The sequence below is a fragment of the Variovorax sp. P4_B11 genome (assembly GCF_056402355.1).
The window spans coordinates 38558-52241 of sequence record NZ_JBFUHO010000051.1; the positions used below are offsets into that span (position 1 = coordinate 38558).

The 13684-nt window shown below is 67.9% G+C and carries 14 protein-coding genes and 1 pseudogene; 12 read left to right on the plus strand and 3 right to left on the minus strand.

Annotated elements, in window-relative coordinates:
* Positions 1 to 2 precede the first annotated feature (2 nt).
* From AC1DYD_RS31420 to AC1DYD_RS31475, 12 genes are all read left to right on the plus strand, one after another.
* Positions 3 to 494: a dihydrofolate reductase gene (locus tag AC1DYD_RS31420; RefSeq protein WP_478176658.1), complete on the plus strand. Its 492-nt coding sequence runs from the start codon at positions 3 to 5 to the stop codon at positions 492 to 494.
* A 354-nt stretch (positions 495 to 848) separates the two neighbouring features.
* Positions 849 to 1880, plus strand: coding sequence for a LacI family DNA-binding transcriptional regulator (locus AC1DYD_RS31425; RefSeq protein ID WP_478176659.1), 1032 nt, complete (start codon positions 849 to 851; stop codon positions 1878 to 1880).
* Between the two features lie 58 nt (positions 1881 to 1938).
* Positions 1939 to 3270, plus strand: a complete 1332-nt coding sequence (locus AC1DYD_RS31430; RefSeq protein WP_478176674.1) for an ABC transporter substrate-binding protein — start codon at positions 1939 to 1941, stop codon at positions 3268 to 3270.
* Positions 3271 to 3304: 34 nt separating this feature from the next.
* On the plus strand, positions 3305 to 4258 hold the full coding sequence (locus AC1DYD_RS31435; protein ID WP_478176660.1) for a carbohydrate ABC transporter permease: 954 nt from the start codon (positions 3305 to 3307) through the stop codon (positions 4256 to 4258).
* 7 nt (positions 4259 to 4265) lie between these two features.
* Positions 4266 to 5222 carry a carbohydrate ABC transporter permease gene (locus AC1DYD_RS31440; RefSeq protein WP_478176661.1) on the plus strand — a complete coding sequence of 319 codons (957 nt, stop codon included), beginning with the start codon at positions 4266 to 4268 and terminating at the stop codon, positions 5220 to 5222.
* Positions 5223 to 5236: 14 nt separating this feature from the next.
* The gene (locus AC1DYD_RS31445) at positions 5237 to 5443 is read left to right on the plus strand and encodes a hypothetical protein (protein ID WP_478176662.1); all 207 of its coding nucleotides are present in this window, start codon (positions 5237 to 5239) and stop codon (positions 5441 to 5443) included.
* Positions 5444 to 5446: 3 nt separating this feature from the next.
* Positions 5447 to 6568 (plus strand): ABC transporter ATP-binding protein, encoded by a 1122-nt coding sequence (locus AC1DYD_RS31450; protein ID WP_478176663.1) that lies wholly within the window; start codon positions 5447 to 5449, stop codon positions 6566 to 6568.
* Positions 6561 to 7589: an ABC transporter ATP-binding protein gene (locus AC1DYD_RS31455; protein ID WP_478176664.1), complete on the plus strand. Its 1029-nt coding sequence runs from the start codon at positions 6561 to 6563 to the stop codon at positions 7587 to 7589. Before AC1DYD_RS31450 ends, AC1DYD_RS31455 begins: the two co-directional genes overlap by 8 nt.
* A 26-nt stretch (positions 7590 to 7615) precedes the next feature.
* Positions 7616 to 8236: a dihydroxyacetone kinase subunit DhaL gene (dhaL, locus tag AC1DYD_RS31460; protein WP_478176665.1), complete on the plus strand. Its 621-nt coding sequence runs from the start codon at positions 7616 to 7618 to the stop codon at positions 8234 to 8236.
* Positions 8237 to 8245: 9 nt separating this feature from the next.
* Positions 8246 to 9235 carry a dihydroxyacetone kinase subunit DhaK gene (dhaK, locus tag AC1DYD_RS31465; protein ID WP_478176666.1) on the plus strand — a complete coding sequence of 330 codons (990 nt, stop codon included), beginning with the start codon at positions 8246 to 8248 and terminating at the stop codon, positions 9233 to 9235.
* 54 nt (positions 9236 to 9289) lie between these two features.
* Positions 9290 to 10069 carry an exodeoxyribonuclease III gene (xth, locus tag AC1DYD_RS31470; RefSeq protein ID WP_478176667.1) on the plus strand — a complete coding sequence of 260 codons (780 nt, stop codon included), beginning with the start codon at positions 9290 to 9292 and terminating at the stop codon, positions 10067 to 10069.
* Positions 10066 to 10569: a hypothetical protein gene (locus tag AC1DYD_RS31475; protein WP_478176668.1), complete on the plus strand. Its 504-nt coding sequence runs from the start codon at positions 10066 to 10068 to the stop codon at positions 10567 to 10569. The genes xth and AC1DYD_RS31475 overlap by 4 nt, the downstream gene beginning before the upstream one ends.
* A gap of 218 nt (positions 10570 to 10787) precedes the next feature.
* Here AC1DYD_RS31475 and ntrC read toward each other — a convergent pair whose 3' ends face one another.
* The 3 genes and pseudogenes from ntrC to AC1DYD_RS31490 all read right to left on the minus strand — a co-directional run.
* The gene (ntrC, locus tag AC1DYD_RS31480) at positions 10788 to 12293 is read right to left on the minus strand and encodes a nitrogen regulation protein NR(I) (protein WP_478176669.1); all 1506 of its coding nucleotides are present in this window, start codon (positions 12291 to 12293) and stop codon (positions 10788 to 10790) included.
* A 22-nt stretch (positions 12294 to 12315) separates the two neighbouring features.
* On the minus strand, positions 12316 to 13392 hold the full coding sequence (gene glnL, locus AC1DYD_RS31485) for a nitrogen regulation protein NR(II) (protein WP_478176670.1): 1077 nt from the start codon (positions 13390 to 13392) through the stop codon (positions 12316 to 12318).
* A 4-nt stretch (positions 13393 to 13396) separates the two neighbouring features.
* Positions 13397 to 13684, minus strand: a pseudogene (locus AC1DYD_RS31490) (hypothetical protein); the annotation flags it as partial.

Here is a 13684-nt window from a genome sequence, read left to right on the forward strand (position 1 = left end):
CCATGCGCATCAACCTGATCCTCGCGCGCGCCGCCAACGGCGTGATCGGCCGCGACGGCACGATGCCCTGGCACCTGCCCGAGGACATGGCGCATTTCAAGAAGCAGACGATGGGCGCGCCGGTGATCATGGGCCGCAAGACCTGGGACTCGATCCCGCCGCGCTTCCGTCCCCTGGCGGGCCGCCGCAACGTCGTGGTCACGCGCAACGCCGATTGGCAGGCCGAAGGCGCCGAACGGGCGGCCAGCCTCGAGGAAGCCATCGACCTCTGCGAGCGCGGCCAGGCCATCGAGGCCTGGGTGATGGGCGGCGCCCAGGTCTACGCCGCGGCCGAGCCGCTGGCCCGGCGCGTGCTGCTGACCGAGATCGAACGCGACTACGAGGGCGACGCCCGGGCGCCTGAATTCGGCGCCGGCTGGCAGCAGACGGCGCGCGAATCGCATGTCGCAGCCAACGGGCTCCCGTTCAGCTTCGTGACGCTCGAGCGAGGCTGAATCGCCTCTATGGACGGGCAGACGGCCCAGACGGCCGATTCTTCTCGACGCTCGACGGCTTCTGCCGCTGCACTTGCGGTACATCGCAGGGTACGACAGACCCACCGCTCGACGACCCTGCCGCCGGCCCCGCACATCACGCCTCGCACCGAGGCGGTCTGACGGCGTCGGCGCGGCGCACGCGCTCGCCACGGGCGGCCTCGTCGGCCGTTAGCGATCCGAGTGAGGCACGCTTGCACACCTCCCGCCCCCTGCACCCGGTCCTGGCCGACCTGCGCCCCATGCTCCAAAACCCTGATTGATTTAATTATTGATGTTATTACGATCGCCACCTCGATCCACGCTTCCTCGTCCATGTCCTCCGCCCCCACCATTGCCGACATTGCCCGCACCGCCGGTGTGGGTACGGCCACGGTCGACCGGGTGCTCAACCGCCGTCCGGGCGTCAATGCCGAGACCGTCCAGCGGGTGATGCAGGTGGTCGAGGAACTGGGCGCCCCGCAGCAGCCGGGCCGGCCTCGCCGAGGCGCGAACGCGCGCTTCGCCTTCGTGCTGCCGGCCGACGCCTCGCCCTTCCTCGACCTGGTCGAGCGGCAGATCGCGCAGGCCGCCGGCGATTTCCGGCACGCCCACATCACCGAGATCACGCACCGCCTCGACGCCACCGACCCGGCGCGCTTCGCCGAGGAACTGGCCCAGGTGAGCGACTGCGAAGGCATCGCCCTGCTGGCGCCCGACCTGCCACCGATCAAGCGCGCCATCAACGAACTGGTGCGCACGGGCGTCCACGTCGTGACCCTGTTCTCCGACGTCGCGGGCTCCATGCGCGAGACCTGCATCGGCGCCGACAACCGCGCCGCCGGCCGCACCGCCGGCCTGCTGCTGGGACGCATGGCCAACGACAGCCGGCGCGACACCCTGCTGCTGTCGTCGCAGGCGACGCGGCTGTCGGCCGAGATCGAGCGCCGCATCGGCTTCGCCCACGTCATCGAGGAGCGCTTTCCCCGACTGCGCATGGTGCGCACGCCGGACCTGCCGCCCGATGACGACGGCGCCTGCCGCGCGTTGCTCGATGCACTGAAGAACGGCATCGACCCGGCACGCGTGGCCGGCATCTACAACGTGGGCTCGGGCAGCGCCGGCGTGGCGCGCGCGCTGGCCGAGGCCGGGCTGGCACCGCATGCTGGCGTGGCGGCGCACGACTTCACCGACGAGAACGCCTCGCTGCTGAGCGCCAATGCCCTCTCCTACGTCCTCCACCAGGACATCCATTACTGCGTGTTGACGGCGGCGCGTGTCCTGCGCGCGCTGTGCGAGAACGTCCGTGGCGCACTCAACGTGGTGCAGCCGCGCATCGAGATCCTGACGGCCGAGAACCTTCATTGAGCGGACGCCCGGTATGTGCCCCTGAACCCAAACCTTTTGGAGACAGCCCATGAAATCGATGTCCAAGATGCTCCCGGGGGTGATCGCCCTCGCCGCAGCCACCGTGCTCAGCCTGACCGCCGCCGACGTGCGCGCCCAGGACAAGACCATCACCCTGTGCTGGGCCGCCTGGGACCCGGCCAACGCGCTGGTCGAACTCTCGAAGGACTTCAGCACCAAGACCGGCATCAAGATGAAGTTCGAGTTCGTGCCGTGGACCAGCTTCGCCGACCGCATGCTCAACGAGCTCAACTCCAAGGGCAAGCTGTGCGACCTGATCATCGGCGACAGCCAGTGGATCGGCGGCGCGGCCGAGCAGGGCCAGTACGTCAAGCTCAACGAGTTCTTCAGCAAGGAAGGCATCAAGATGACGGACTTCGCGCCCGCCACCGTGGTGGGCTACGCGGAGTGGCCGAAGAACACGCCGAACTACTGGGCGCTGCCGGCGATGGCCGATGCGGTCGGCTGGACCTACCGCAAGGACTGGTTCGCCAAGCCCGAACTGCAGGCCGAGTTCAAGAGCAAGTACAACCGCGAGCTCGCACCGCCCAAGACCTGGGCCGAGTTCAAGCAGGTCGCGGAATTCTTCCAGGGCCGCATGATCGACGGCAAGAAGGTCTACGGCGCCTACCTGTTCACCGAGCGCGGCTCCGAAGGCATCACGATGGGCGTGACCAACGTGCTCTATCCGATGGGCTTCAAGTACGAGGACCCGAAGAAGCCCTATGCCATGGACGGCTTCGTGAACTCGCCCGACGCGGTGCGCGGCCTCGAGTTCTACAAGGCGCTCTACAAGGGCAGCACGCCGCCCGGCCTGACCAACGCCTACATGACCGAAGGGCTCGATGCCTTCAAGTCGGGCCAGGTCGCGATGATGATGAACTGGTTCGCCTTCTTCCCGGGCCTCTACAAGGACCCGAACGTCGGCGGCGACAAGATCGGCTTCTTCGTCAATCCCTCGGACAAGGCCAAGGGCGTGCAACTCGGCGGCCAGGGCATCTCGGTGGTCTCCTATTCGCCGAACCGCAACGAGGCGCTGCAATACATCAAGTGGTTCGCCAACCCCGATGTGCAGAAGAAGTGGCAGGCCATCGGCGGCTCGTCGGCCGCCAAGGCGGTGCTCAACGACCCGGCCTACCCGAAGAGCTCGCCCTTCGCGCAGCCCTTCCTCGACTCGATGGACATGGTGGTCGACTTCTGGGCCGAGCCTTCGTATGCGCAACTGCTGTTGTCGATGCAAAAGCGCGTGCATGATTACGTGGTCGCCGACAAGGGCACCGCGAAGGAGGCACTCGATGCGCTGGTGGTCGACTGGAAGAAGGTCTTCAAGGACGACGGCAAGTCGAAGTAGGCGCCCTCCTTCGGCACCCACCCCACGTTCGCCGATGCAAAACCCGGCCGTCATCGTCGTCCGCGCCGCACAGGCCACGCCACCCGGCGTGGCGGTGCGGATGCGCGGCCTCTCCGACCGCGCGATCGCCTGGCTGTTCGTCGGCCCGACGATGCTGCTGCTGCTGGCGATCAACATCTTCCCGCTGGTCTGGACGATCAAGCTGTCGTTCACCAACTACCGCGCCAACCGGCAGAACGCGGCGGTGGTCGACGTCGGCATCGACAACTACGTGTCGGTGCTGACCGACCCCGACATCTGGCTGGCGATGCAGGCCACCGCCCACTTCCTGTTCTGGACCATCTTCCTGCAGGTGCTGATCGGCTTCTCTCTGGCCTACCTGATCGACCGCAAGTTCCGTGGCCATGGCTTCTGGACCACGATGATCCTGATCCCGATGATGCTGTCGCCCGCCGTGGTCGGCAACTTCTGGGCCTTCCTCTACCAGCCGCAGACCGGGCTGTTCAACTACGCCGTGTCGTACCTCTCGGGCGTTCCCGCGTCGTCGTTCGAGATGATCGGCTCGGTCAAGCTCGCGCCCTGGGCGATCATCATCGTCGACACCTGGATGTGGACGCCCTACGTGATGCTGATCTGCCTCGCCGGGCTGCGCTCGATCCCCGACTACATCTACGAGGCGGCCGAAGTCGACCGGGCCTCGAAGTGGCGCCAGTTCTGGTCGATCACGCTGCCGATGGTGCTGCCCTTCATCATGCTGGCGGTGCTGTTCCGCGGCATCGAGAACTTCAAGATGTTCGACATGGTCAACCTGCTGACCTCGGGCGGGCCCGGCTCGGCGACCGAACTGGCGTCGATCACCCTCAAGCGCGAGGCCTTCGAGAAATGGCGCACCGGCTATTCGTCGGCGTTCGCGATCATCCTTTTCGTGGCGGTGTTCGGCCTGGCGAACATCTACGTCAAGGCGCTCAACCACGTGAAGAACCGCTGAAGGCATCATGAGCACCGGCATCAGCACCGCACACTCCGTCGTCGAACCGAGTTCACGCACCCGGGCCTTCGCGGGCGCCGTCGTGGTCTTGTACGCCCTGGTCACGATGATCCCGCTGGCCTGGATCATCCTGACCGGCTTCAAGACGCCGCCAGACTCGATCAGCTATCCGCCGAAGGTGCTGTTCACGCCCTCGCCGCAGGGCTACTGCAACCTCTTCACCACGCGCTCGCGCCAGACGCCCGAATACATCGCCGCGCTGCCGCCACCCGGCGACATCTGCGACAAGGTGGCGCGCGGCGACAACATGGTGGTGGCCGGCCGTTCGAACTACATCCCGCGCTTCGTCAACTCGCTGATCATCGCCTTCGGCTCGACCGTGCTGTCGGTCGGCATCGGCGTGATGGCGGCCTACGCCTTCTCGCGCTTCGACGTGCCGCTGAAGGACGACCTGCTGTTCTTCATCCTGTCGACGCGGATGATGCCGCCGATCGCCGTGGCGATTCCGATCTACCTGATGTACCGCGAGCTCGGGCTGTCCGACACGCGGCTCGGCATGATCCTGCTCTACAGCGCGGTCAACGTGTCGCTCGCGGTGTGGCTGCTCAAGGGCTTCATCGACGAGATCCCGCGCGAGTACGAGGAGGCGGCGATGGTCGACGGCTACACGCGGCTGCAGGCCTTCCGCAAGGTGGTGCTGCCGCAGGCGACCACCGGGATCGTCGCCACCTCGATCTTCTGCCTGATCTTCGCCTGGAACGAATACGCCTTCGCGGTGCTGCTGACCTCGGGGACGGCGCAGACCGCGCCGCCCTTCATTCCGATCATCATCGGCGAAGGCGGTCAGGACTGGCCGGCGGTCGCGGCCGGCACCACGCTGTTCCTGATTCCGATCCTGGTCTTCACGATCCTGCTGCGCAAGCACCTGCTGCGCGGCATCACCTTCGGCGCCGTGCGCAAGTAGGAGTGTTTTCAGCCATGTCGACCGCCCTGCCCCCGACCGCACCGCGCCGCTGGCCGCGCTGGCTGCGCCGCGGACCGATGGAGATCGTCGCCTGCATCGTGATCACCGCGGGCCTCGTGATGATGCTGCAGCCGCTCGCGATGAGCCTGTTCACCTGGTCGTTCCTGACCACCCTGTTCGGCACCGCGCTGTTCATGGTGGTCTCCAAGTTCCCCGCCTGAGCCATGGCCGAGATCCGCGTCCACCAGTTGCACAAGGCCTTCGCCGACTTCACCGCGGTGAAGAGCTCGACCTTCGTCGTGCGCGACGGCGAGTTCTTCTGCCTGCTCGGCCCCTCGGGCTGCGGCAAGACCACCACGCTGCGGATGATCGCGGGGCTCGAGCTGCCGACCTCGGGCCAGATCTTCCTCGGCGAGGAGGATGTCAGCTTCAAGCGCGCCTCGGCACGCGACATCGCCTTCGTGTTCCAGATGTTCGCGCTCTATCCGCACATGAACGTGCGGCGCAACATCGGCTTCCCGCTGGTCTCGCAGGGCATGGCGCGCGCCGAGATCGGCCGCCAGGTCGAGCAGGCCGCGCGCACGCTGCGCATCACGCACCTGCTCGACAAGCCGGTCTCGCAGCTGTCGAGCGGCGACCGGCAGCGCGTCGCGCTCGGCCGCGCCATCGTGCGCCAGCCGCTGGCCTTCCTGATGGACGAGCCGCTCGGCGCACTCGACGCCGAGTTCCGCGAAGTGATGTGCCAGGAGCTGCGCGCACTGCACGACCGGCTGCGCGCCACCACCGTCTACGTGACGCACGACCAGATGGAGGCGATGGCGATGGCCGACGTGATCGCGATCATGAACGACGGCGTGATCGAGCAGCTCGGCGCGCCGCTCGAGGTCTACGAGCGGCCGGCCAGCGTCTTCGTGGCCGACTTCATCGGCGCGCCGTCGATGAACTTTCTGCCCTTCGAGGCGGGCCTCGCGACCGGCGAGCAGGCGATACGGATCGGTGCCGCGCCGATCGGCGTACCGGCCTTGCGCGAGGACGTCGCGCCACGCGCCCTGCTGTGCGGCGTGCGGCCCGAACACGTGCGCTTCGACGCGGCATCCGCGTTGCGCGCCGAAGTGCTCGCCACGGAGTACCTGGGCACCAGCACCATCGCGACTCTGGCCACCGCGCAGGGCGCGACAGTGCGCGCCAAGGTCGACGTCACCCTGCCGGTGGCGCGCGGCGACCATGTCGGGCTGGCCTTCGATGCCTCGGCGATCTCGCTGTTCGATGCGGCATCGGGCCGCGCGCTGCGCACCGCCCGCGACGAGGCGCCGCAGCGGGCCCGGCAGGGAGCACGCCATGGCTGAACTCCGACTCGCGAACATCGGCAAGCGCTTCGGCGCGGTGCAGGCGGTCGACGGCCTGAACCTGGACCTGCCGAGCGGCGAATTCTTCGTGCTGCTCGGGCCGAGCGGCGCCGGCAAGACCACCACGCTGCGCCTGGTGGCCGGCCTCGAACGGCCGGATGCGGGCCGCATATCGATCGGCGGGCGCGACGTGACGAGCCTGGCCCCGGCGCTGCGCGACGTGGCCTTCGTGTTCCAGCAGTACTCGCTCTATCCGCACCTGAGCGTCTACGACAACCTGGCCTTCCCGCTGCGGTCGCCGCTGCGTCCGGTGCCCGAGACCGAGGTGCGCCGCAAGGTCGAGGAAGTGGCGCGCATGCTGCGCATCCACGACAAGCTGCAGAATTCCGCGACCCGGCTCTCGGGCGGCCAGATGCAGCGCGTGGCGATCGGCCGGGCCCTGGTGCGCAGCCCGTCGCTCTACCTGATGGACGAACCGCTGTCCTCGCTCGATGCCAAGCTGCGCAACGACCTGCGGCTCGAACTCAAGCGCATCCAGCAGGACCTCGGCGCCACCCTGCTGTACGTGACGCACGACCAGATCGAGGCCATGACGATGGCCACCCGCATCGGCGTGCTCGACGCCGGCGCACTGGTGCAGGTCGGCACGCCGCAGCAGATCTACGAGAACCCGAGCAGCGCCCACGTGGCCTCGCGGCTCGGCTCGCCGCGCATCAACCTCTTTGCGCGCGTGCTGGTTCCGGCGCTCGCCGCGCCGCCGGAAGCGACGACGGTCGGCGTGCGGGCCGAGCACCTGCGGCTGCATCGCCAGCCGGCCGATACGGCACACCGCACCGCCAGGGTCAGGCGCATCGAGCGTCTGAGCGACCTGCACCTGGTGCACGTCGGGCTCGACGACAGCGAGCAGGAGCTGATCGTCTCGGCGCCGGCGAACGAGAGCTTCGAGCCGAACGACGCGGTGCAGGTCGAACTGACGCGCCCGCTCTGGTTCGATGCCGAGGGCCGGCGCATCGGCGCCTGAACACACCACACATCACGGGAGCACACATGGCCGACATCGAACTGATCCGGAACGCAACGCAGACGCTGATCGACCACGTCGATGAGCTGACCGCGCTCGACCAGGCGATCGGCGACGGCGACCACGGTCTCAACATGCGGCGCGGCGCGCTGGCCATCCAGGCCAAGCTCGACGAACTCTCCGGCCAGTCGCTCAACCAGGCGCTGCGCACGATGGGCATGACCTGCATGTCGACCATCGGCGGCTCCTCGGGTCCGGTGTTCGGCACGCTGATGGTCACGCTCGGCAAGGAGCTGTCCGATCCGCCAACGGCGAGCAGCGTGGCCAGCGCGCTCGACGCCGGCATCAAGGCACTGACCCGGCTGGGCAAGGCCGAGGTCGGCCAGAAGACCTTGCTCGACGTGCTCGACCCGGTGCAGAAGGTGCTCGCCGAAGGCGGCGGCGACCTGGCCGGCCGGGTCCGCGCATGCGCGTTCGCGAGCGCCGCCGCCACCGCCGCGATGGATGCCATCAAGGGCCGCGCGTCCTTCCTCGGCGAGCGGGCGCTGGGCCACGTCGACCCGGGTTCGCGCTCGGTGGCACTCATCATCGGCGCGATCTGCGACAGCCTGCAATCGCCCGCCCGACCGACTTCCCTTTCCGCCTGAAAGCGCACCATGAAGAAGCTCATCAACGAGGTCGATTCCCTGCTGTCCGAATCGCTGGACGGCTTCGCGGCCGCGCACGCCGACATCGTGACCCTCGGCGAGGCCGGCCAGTTCGTGCGCCGGCGCGCACCGAAGCCCGGCAAAGTCGCGCTGATCTCGGGCGGCGGCTCGGGGCACGAGCCGCTGCACACCGGCTTCGTCGGCCATGGCATGCTCGATGCGGCCTGTCCGGGCCAGGTGTTCACCTCGCCCACGCCCGACCAGATGCTGGCCGCGGCGCAGGCCGTGGACACCGGCGCCGGCGTGCTGTTCATCGTCAAGAACTATTCCGGCGACATGATGAATTTCCAGATGGCCGCCGAGATGGTCGACTGCGACAACGCGACGGTCATCGTCAATGACGACGTCGCCGTCGAGAACTCGACCTACACGACCGGCCGGCGCGGCGTCGCCGGCACCCTGATCGTCGAGAAGATCGTCGGCGCCGCGGCCGAACGCGGCGACGGTCTGGCGGCGCTCAAGGCGCTCGGGGATTCGGTCAACAAGGCCACGGCCTCGATGGGTGTCGCGCTCAGCTCGTGCACCGTGCCGGCGGCCGGCAAGCCAACCTTCCAGATCGGTCCGGACGAGATGGAGATGGGCGTCGGCATCCACGGCGAGCCCGGCCGGCGCCGGGTCAAGCTGGCGTCGGCCGACGACATCGCGGCCGAGCTGAGCGGCGCGATCCTCAAGGACCTCTCGCTCAAGCCCGGCCAGGAGGTGCTGCTGCTGGTCAACGGCTTCGGCGGCACGCCGCTGATGGAGCTGTACCTGATGGTGCATGCGGTGCGCAAGGTGCTTGATGGCCACCGGCTCAAGGTCGCGCGCCATCTGACGGGCTCCTACGTCACTTCGCTCGAAATGGCGGGCTGCTCGGTCACGGTGAGCGCGATGGATGCCGCGACCCTGGCGCTGTGGGACGCACCGGTACATACGGCGGCGCTGCGCTGGGGGATGTAATCGAGGCTTCAGGCGGCTAAAGTCCTGGGAAACCATCCTGGACTTTCCCCCTTCATGAAAATTGCCACCTGGAACGTCAACTCCCTCACCGCCCGCCTCCAGCACGTGCTGGACTGGCTGATCGCCAACCCGGTCGACGTCCTGTGCCTACAGGAACTCAAGCTGACCGACGACAAGTTCCCCCTGGAGGTGCTCAAGTCGGCGGGCTACGATGCAGCGGTGTTCGGACAGAAAACCTACAACGGCGTCGCGATCCTGAGCCTGGCGCCGGTGCGCGACGTGCTGAAGAACATCGGCGGCTTCGCCGATGAGCATTCCCGCGTGATCAGCGCGACCATCGACACGCCGGCCGGCGAACTGCGCATCGTCAACGGCTACTTCGTCAATGGCCAGGCGCCCGGCAGCGACAAGTTCGCCTACAAGATGAAGTGGCTGGAGGGCCTGCGCGACTGGCTCAGGCAGGAACTGGCCAGCCACCCGAACCTCGTGCTTCTCGGCGACTTCAACGTGGCGCCCGAAGACCGCGACAGCTACGACCCAGTCGGGCTCGCCGAGACCATCCACCACACGACCCAGGAACGGGAGCACTTCAGGGCACTGCTCCAGCTCGGCCTGACCGACAGCTTCCGCCTGTTCGACCAGCCCCCGAAGAGCTACTCCTGGTGGGACTACCGCATGCTCGGCTACCAGAAGAACCGCGGACTGCGCATCGACCACATCCTGGTGAGCGAGCCGCTGGTGCCGCGCGTCAAGAACTGCGTGATCGACCGGGTGCCGCGCAAGTGGGAAAAGCCCAGCGACCATGCGCCCGTGATCCTGGAGCTCGAACCATGAAAACCACTGCACTGCTGTTTGGCCTGGCCGCGGCGCTCGTGCTCGGCGGCTGCGGGGCGCTGAAGCCGGACGCCAGGCAGGACGCCGCCTCCGGGGCTGCGCGGAGCACCAGCGACAGGGCCTCGGCCGGGGCGCCTGCCGAGCGCCAGATCACGGTCCAGACGCCGGCGGTGCGCGCCTACCGCAAGGTGGGTGCCGCTGCCATCTACAAGAAGTATCCGCAACGCATCTACAAGGGCAAGATTCCGCCGCTGGTGTACGCCGTGGTCGTCACCGAGACCGACATCGACGCCGACGGCCGCGTCACTGCCGTGCACTTCAGCCGGACGCCCAGCCATGCGCCGGAGGTCAGCGGCATGATCGCCGAGCTGATCAAGGACGCATCACCGCTGCCGAGCCCGGGCAAGATCGGCGCCCACACCTATGTCGACACCTGGCTGTGGGACAAGAGCGGCCAGTTCCAGCTCGACACGCTGACTCTAGGCCAGCGCAACCGCTGAATGTGGCCCCCACGCTCCCCCACTGCGTGTGGGTCGCTGCCCCCCGAGGGGGCCGCAGGCCGCCTTGGGGCGGCCCGGCGACGGCCTGACTGGCCCCCACGCTCCCCCACTGCGTGTGGGTCGCTGCCCCCCGAGGGGGCCGCAGGCCGCCTTGGGGCGGCCCGGCGACGGCCTGGTCGCGCACGATCCCTCGGCTGAGCCGCCCCAGACGAAGGGCATCACTCGAGGCCCAGCTCCTGGATCTTCCGCGTGATCGTGTTGCGGCCGATGCCGAGCTTCTGGGCCGCCTCGATGCGGCGGCCGCGCGTGCTGGCCAGCGCCGTCAGGATCAGCCGTGACTCGAAGCGGCGCGACAAGGCATCCCAGACGTCGGTGCGGCCCTCGGCGAGCATGGCCTGGGCCTCGAGCTCCAGACCGCTTTCCCACGCCAGTGCCGGCACGGGCACGGCCGCAGCGGCAGGCGCCGGAACGACCGGCGCGCCAGCCAGCGCCGAATCCTCGCGCTCGGCCATCGGAGCAACCGGGGCCACGCCCGCATGCGGCTCGGCGACCGCGGTCGCCATCACCTCGGGCGGCAGGTCCTTGGCCTCGATCAGCTGCGCCGGCGCCATCACGGTGAGCCAGTGGCAGATGTTCTCGAGTTGGCGCACATTGCCGGGAAAGCCGAAGGTCGCGAGCTGCGCCAGCGCCGCATCGGAGATGCGCTTGGGCTCGACGCCGAGCTGCTTGGCGCTCTGCTGCAGGAAGTGCCGCGTCAGCGCCGGCACGTCCTCGCCGCGCTCCCGCAGCGCCGGCAGCCGCAGCCGGATCACGTTGAGCCGATGGAACAGGTCTTCGCGGAAACCGCCGAGCTTCACGCGCTGCTCGAGGTCCTGGTGGGTCGCCGCGATCACGCGCACATTGGCCTTGACCGAGTTGTGGCCGCCGACACGGTAGAAATGCCCATCGCTCAGCACCCGCAGCAGGCGCGTCTGGAGGTCGAAAGGCATGTCGCCGATCTCGTCGAGGAACAGCGTGCCGCCCTCGGCCTGCTCGAAGCGGCCGCGCCGCATCGTCTGGGCGCCGGTGAAGGCCCCGCGCTCGTGGCCGAACAGCTCGCTCTCGAGCAGGTCCTTCGGAATCGCCGCGGTGTTGATCGCGACGAAGGGGCCGCTCGCGCGCGGCGAATGCTTGTGCAGCGCGCGCGCCACCAGTTCCTTGCCCGATCCCGACTCGCCGGTGATCAGCACCGTGACATTGCTTTGCGACAGCCGTCCGATGGCGCGGAACACGTCCTGCATCGCCGGCGCCTGGCCCAGCATTTCGGGCGCGGCCGCCATGCGTTCCTCGGCCACTTCCTCGCGCTGGCTTTCATCGACCGCACGGCGGATCAGCTCGACCGCGCGCGGCAGGTCGAAGGGCTTCGGCAGGTATTCGAAGGCACCGCCCTGGAAGGCCGAGACGGCGCTGTCCAGGTCGGAAAAGGCCGTCATGATGATCACCGGCAGGCCGGGGTGCTTGGCCTTGATCTTGTCGAGCAGCTCGAGGCCCGAGCCGCCGGGCATGCGGATGTCGCTGACCAGGACCTGGGGGCCCTGCATTTCATCGTCGGCCGCGGCGTCGAGGGCTGCGAGAACTTCTCGCGTATTGGTGAAGCTTCGGGTCGGCAGGTCTTCGCGCAGCAGCGCTTTTTCCAGCACGAAGCGGATTGATTGATCATCATCCACTATCCAGATCGGCTTCATGCAGCTCCTTGTTGCTTGGCTGCTAGGGCAGCGGTATCAGTATCTTGAAATCGGTCCGTCCCGGAACGCTGTCGCACTCGATCACGCCGTGATGCTGTTGCACAAAAGTTTGCGCAAGCGTCAATCCCAAGCCTGTCCCGCCTTCTCTGCCCGACACCAGCGGGTAAAAAATGCGGTCCTTGATCGCGTCCGGCACGCCCGGTCCGTTGTCTATGACATGCAATTCCAGTGCCAGTCGATACCACTGCTTGTTGAAGATAACCTGACGCGCGATGCGGGTCTTGAAGGTGATCTGCGCGTCGCCGGCGGCCCGCCGTTCGGCCAGCGCCTGGGCGGCGTTGTGGACGATGTTGAGCGTGGCCTGAATCAACTGCTCGCGGTCGCCGCGGAACTCCGGGATCGAGACGTCGAAGTCGCGCTCGATGTGCAGGTCGCGCGGAAACTCGGCCAGGATCACGGAACGCACACGCTCGCAGACCTCGTGGATGTTGACGTCGCCCACCACGTGCGGACGCCGGTGCGGCGCCAGCAAGCGATCGACCAGCGTCTGCAGGCGATCGGCCTCGTGGATGATGACCTGCGTGTATTCGATGAGGTCGCGCGACTCGACCTCCATCTGCAGCAACTGCGCCGCGCCGCGGATGCCGCCGAGCGGGTTCTTGATCTCGTGCGCGAGGTTGCGGATCAGTTCCTTGTTGGCCTGCGCCTGGTCGAGCAGCCGCTCCTCGCGGTCCTGCCGCGCCTGCTGCTCCAGCGGCGACATCTCGATGATCAGTTCGCCGGCCTTGTCGCTCTGCGCCAGCGTCACCAGCACCGGCATCAGCTCGTGGTTGACGCGGCGCAGCAAGGCTTCGTAGCGCAGCGTCGCGAAGTCGTTGCTGCGGGCGCCGTCGATGGCGGTGCGCAGCACCTGGGGTTCATGGAAGCAGGCGCCGAACTGCGAGCCCTCGAGCGTGCGGCGCGAGGTCCCCAGCGCATCCTCGAGGCCCGAGTTGGCGAACAGCACCGAGCCATCGACCCGCACCACCGCGATCAGGGTCGACAACAGGTCGAAGGCCTGGAAGCGCTTGCCCGGTCCCGCCGATTTACCGAAAGCCATCCGCTCAGCGATTGACCGGGGGAAGCCGGCCGATTTCGCGCTGCAGACCGGCGATGTCGCTCTCGTTGCGGGCGATCTCGGCCTTCATGTCGGACACCCGGTCCAGGTACTTCTGGAAGTTCTTGCTTTCGCTGCCCTGCTTCTCGGGCTCGCCGTTGTTGTATTCCTTCAGCAACTGGGCCTGCCGCTCCTGCGCCTTGCGCAGCTCGGCCTCGAGCACCGAGCGCGCCTCGCCGTCGCGCGCGCGCTGGTCGGCGCCGTCGACCCGCGGGCTGCCCGCGGGCGCCCGCAC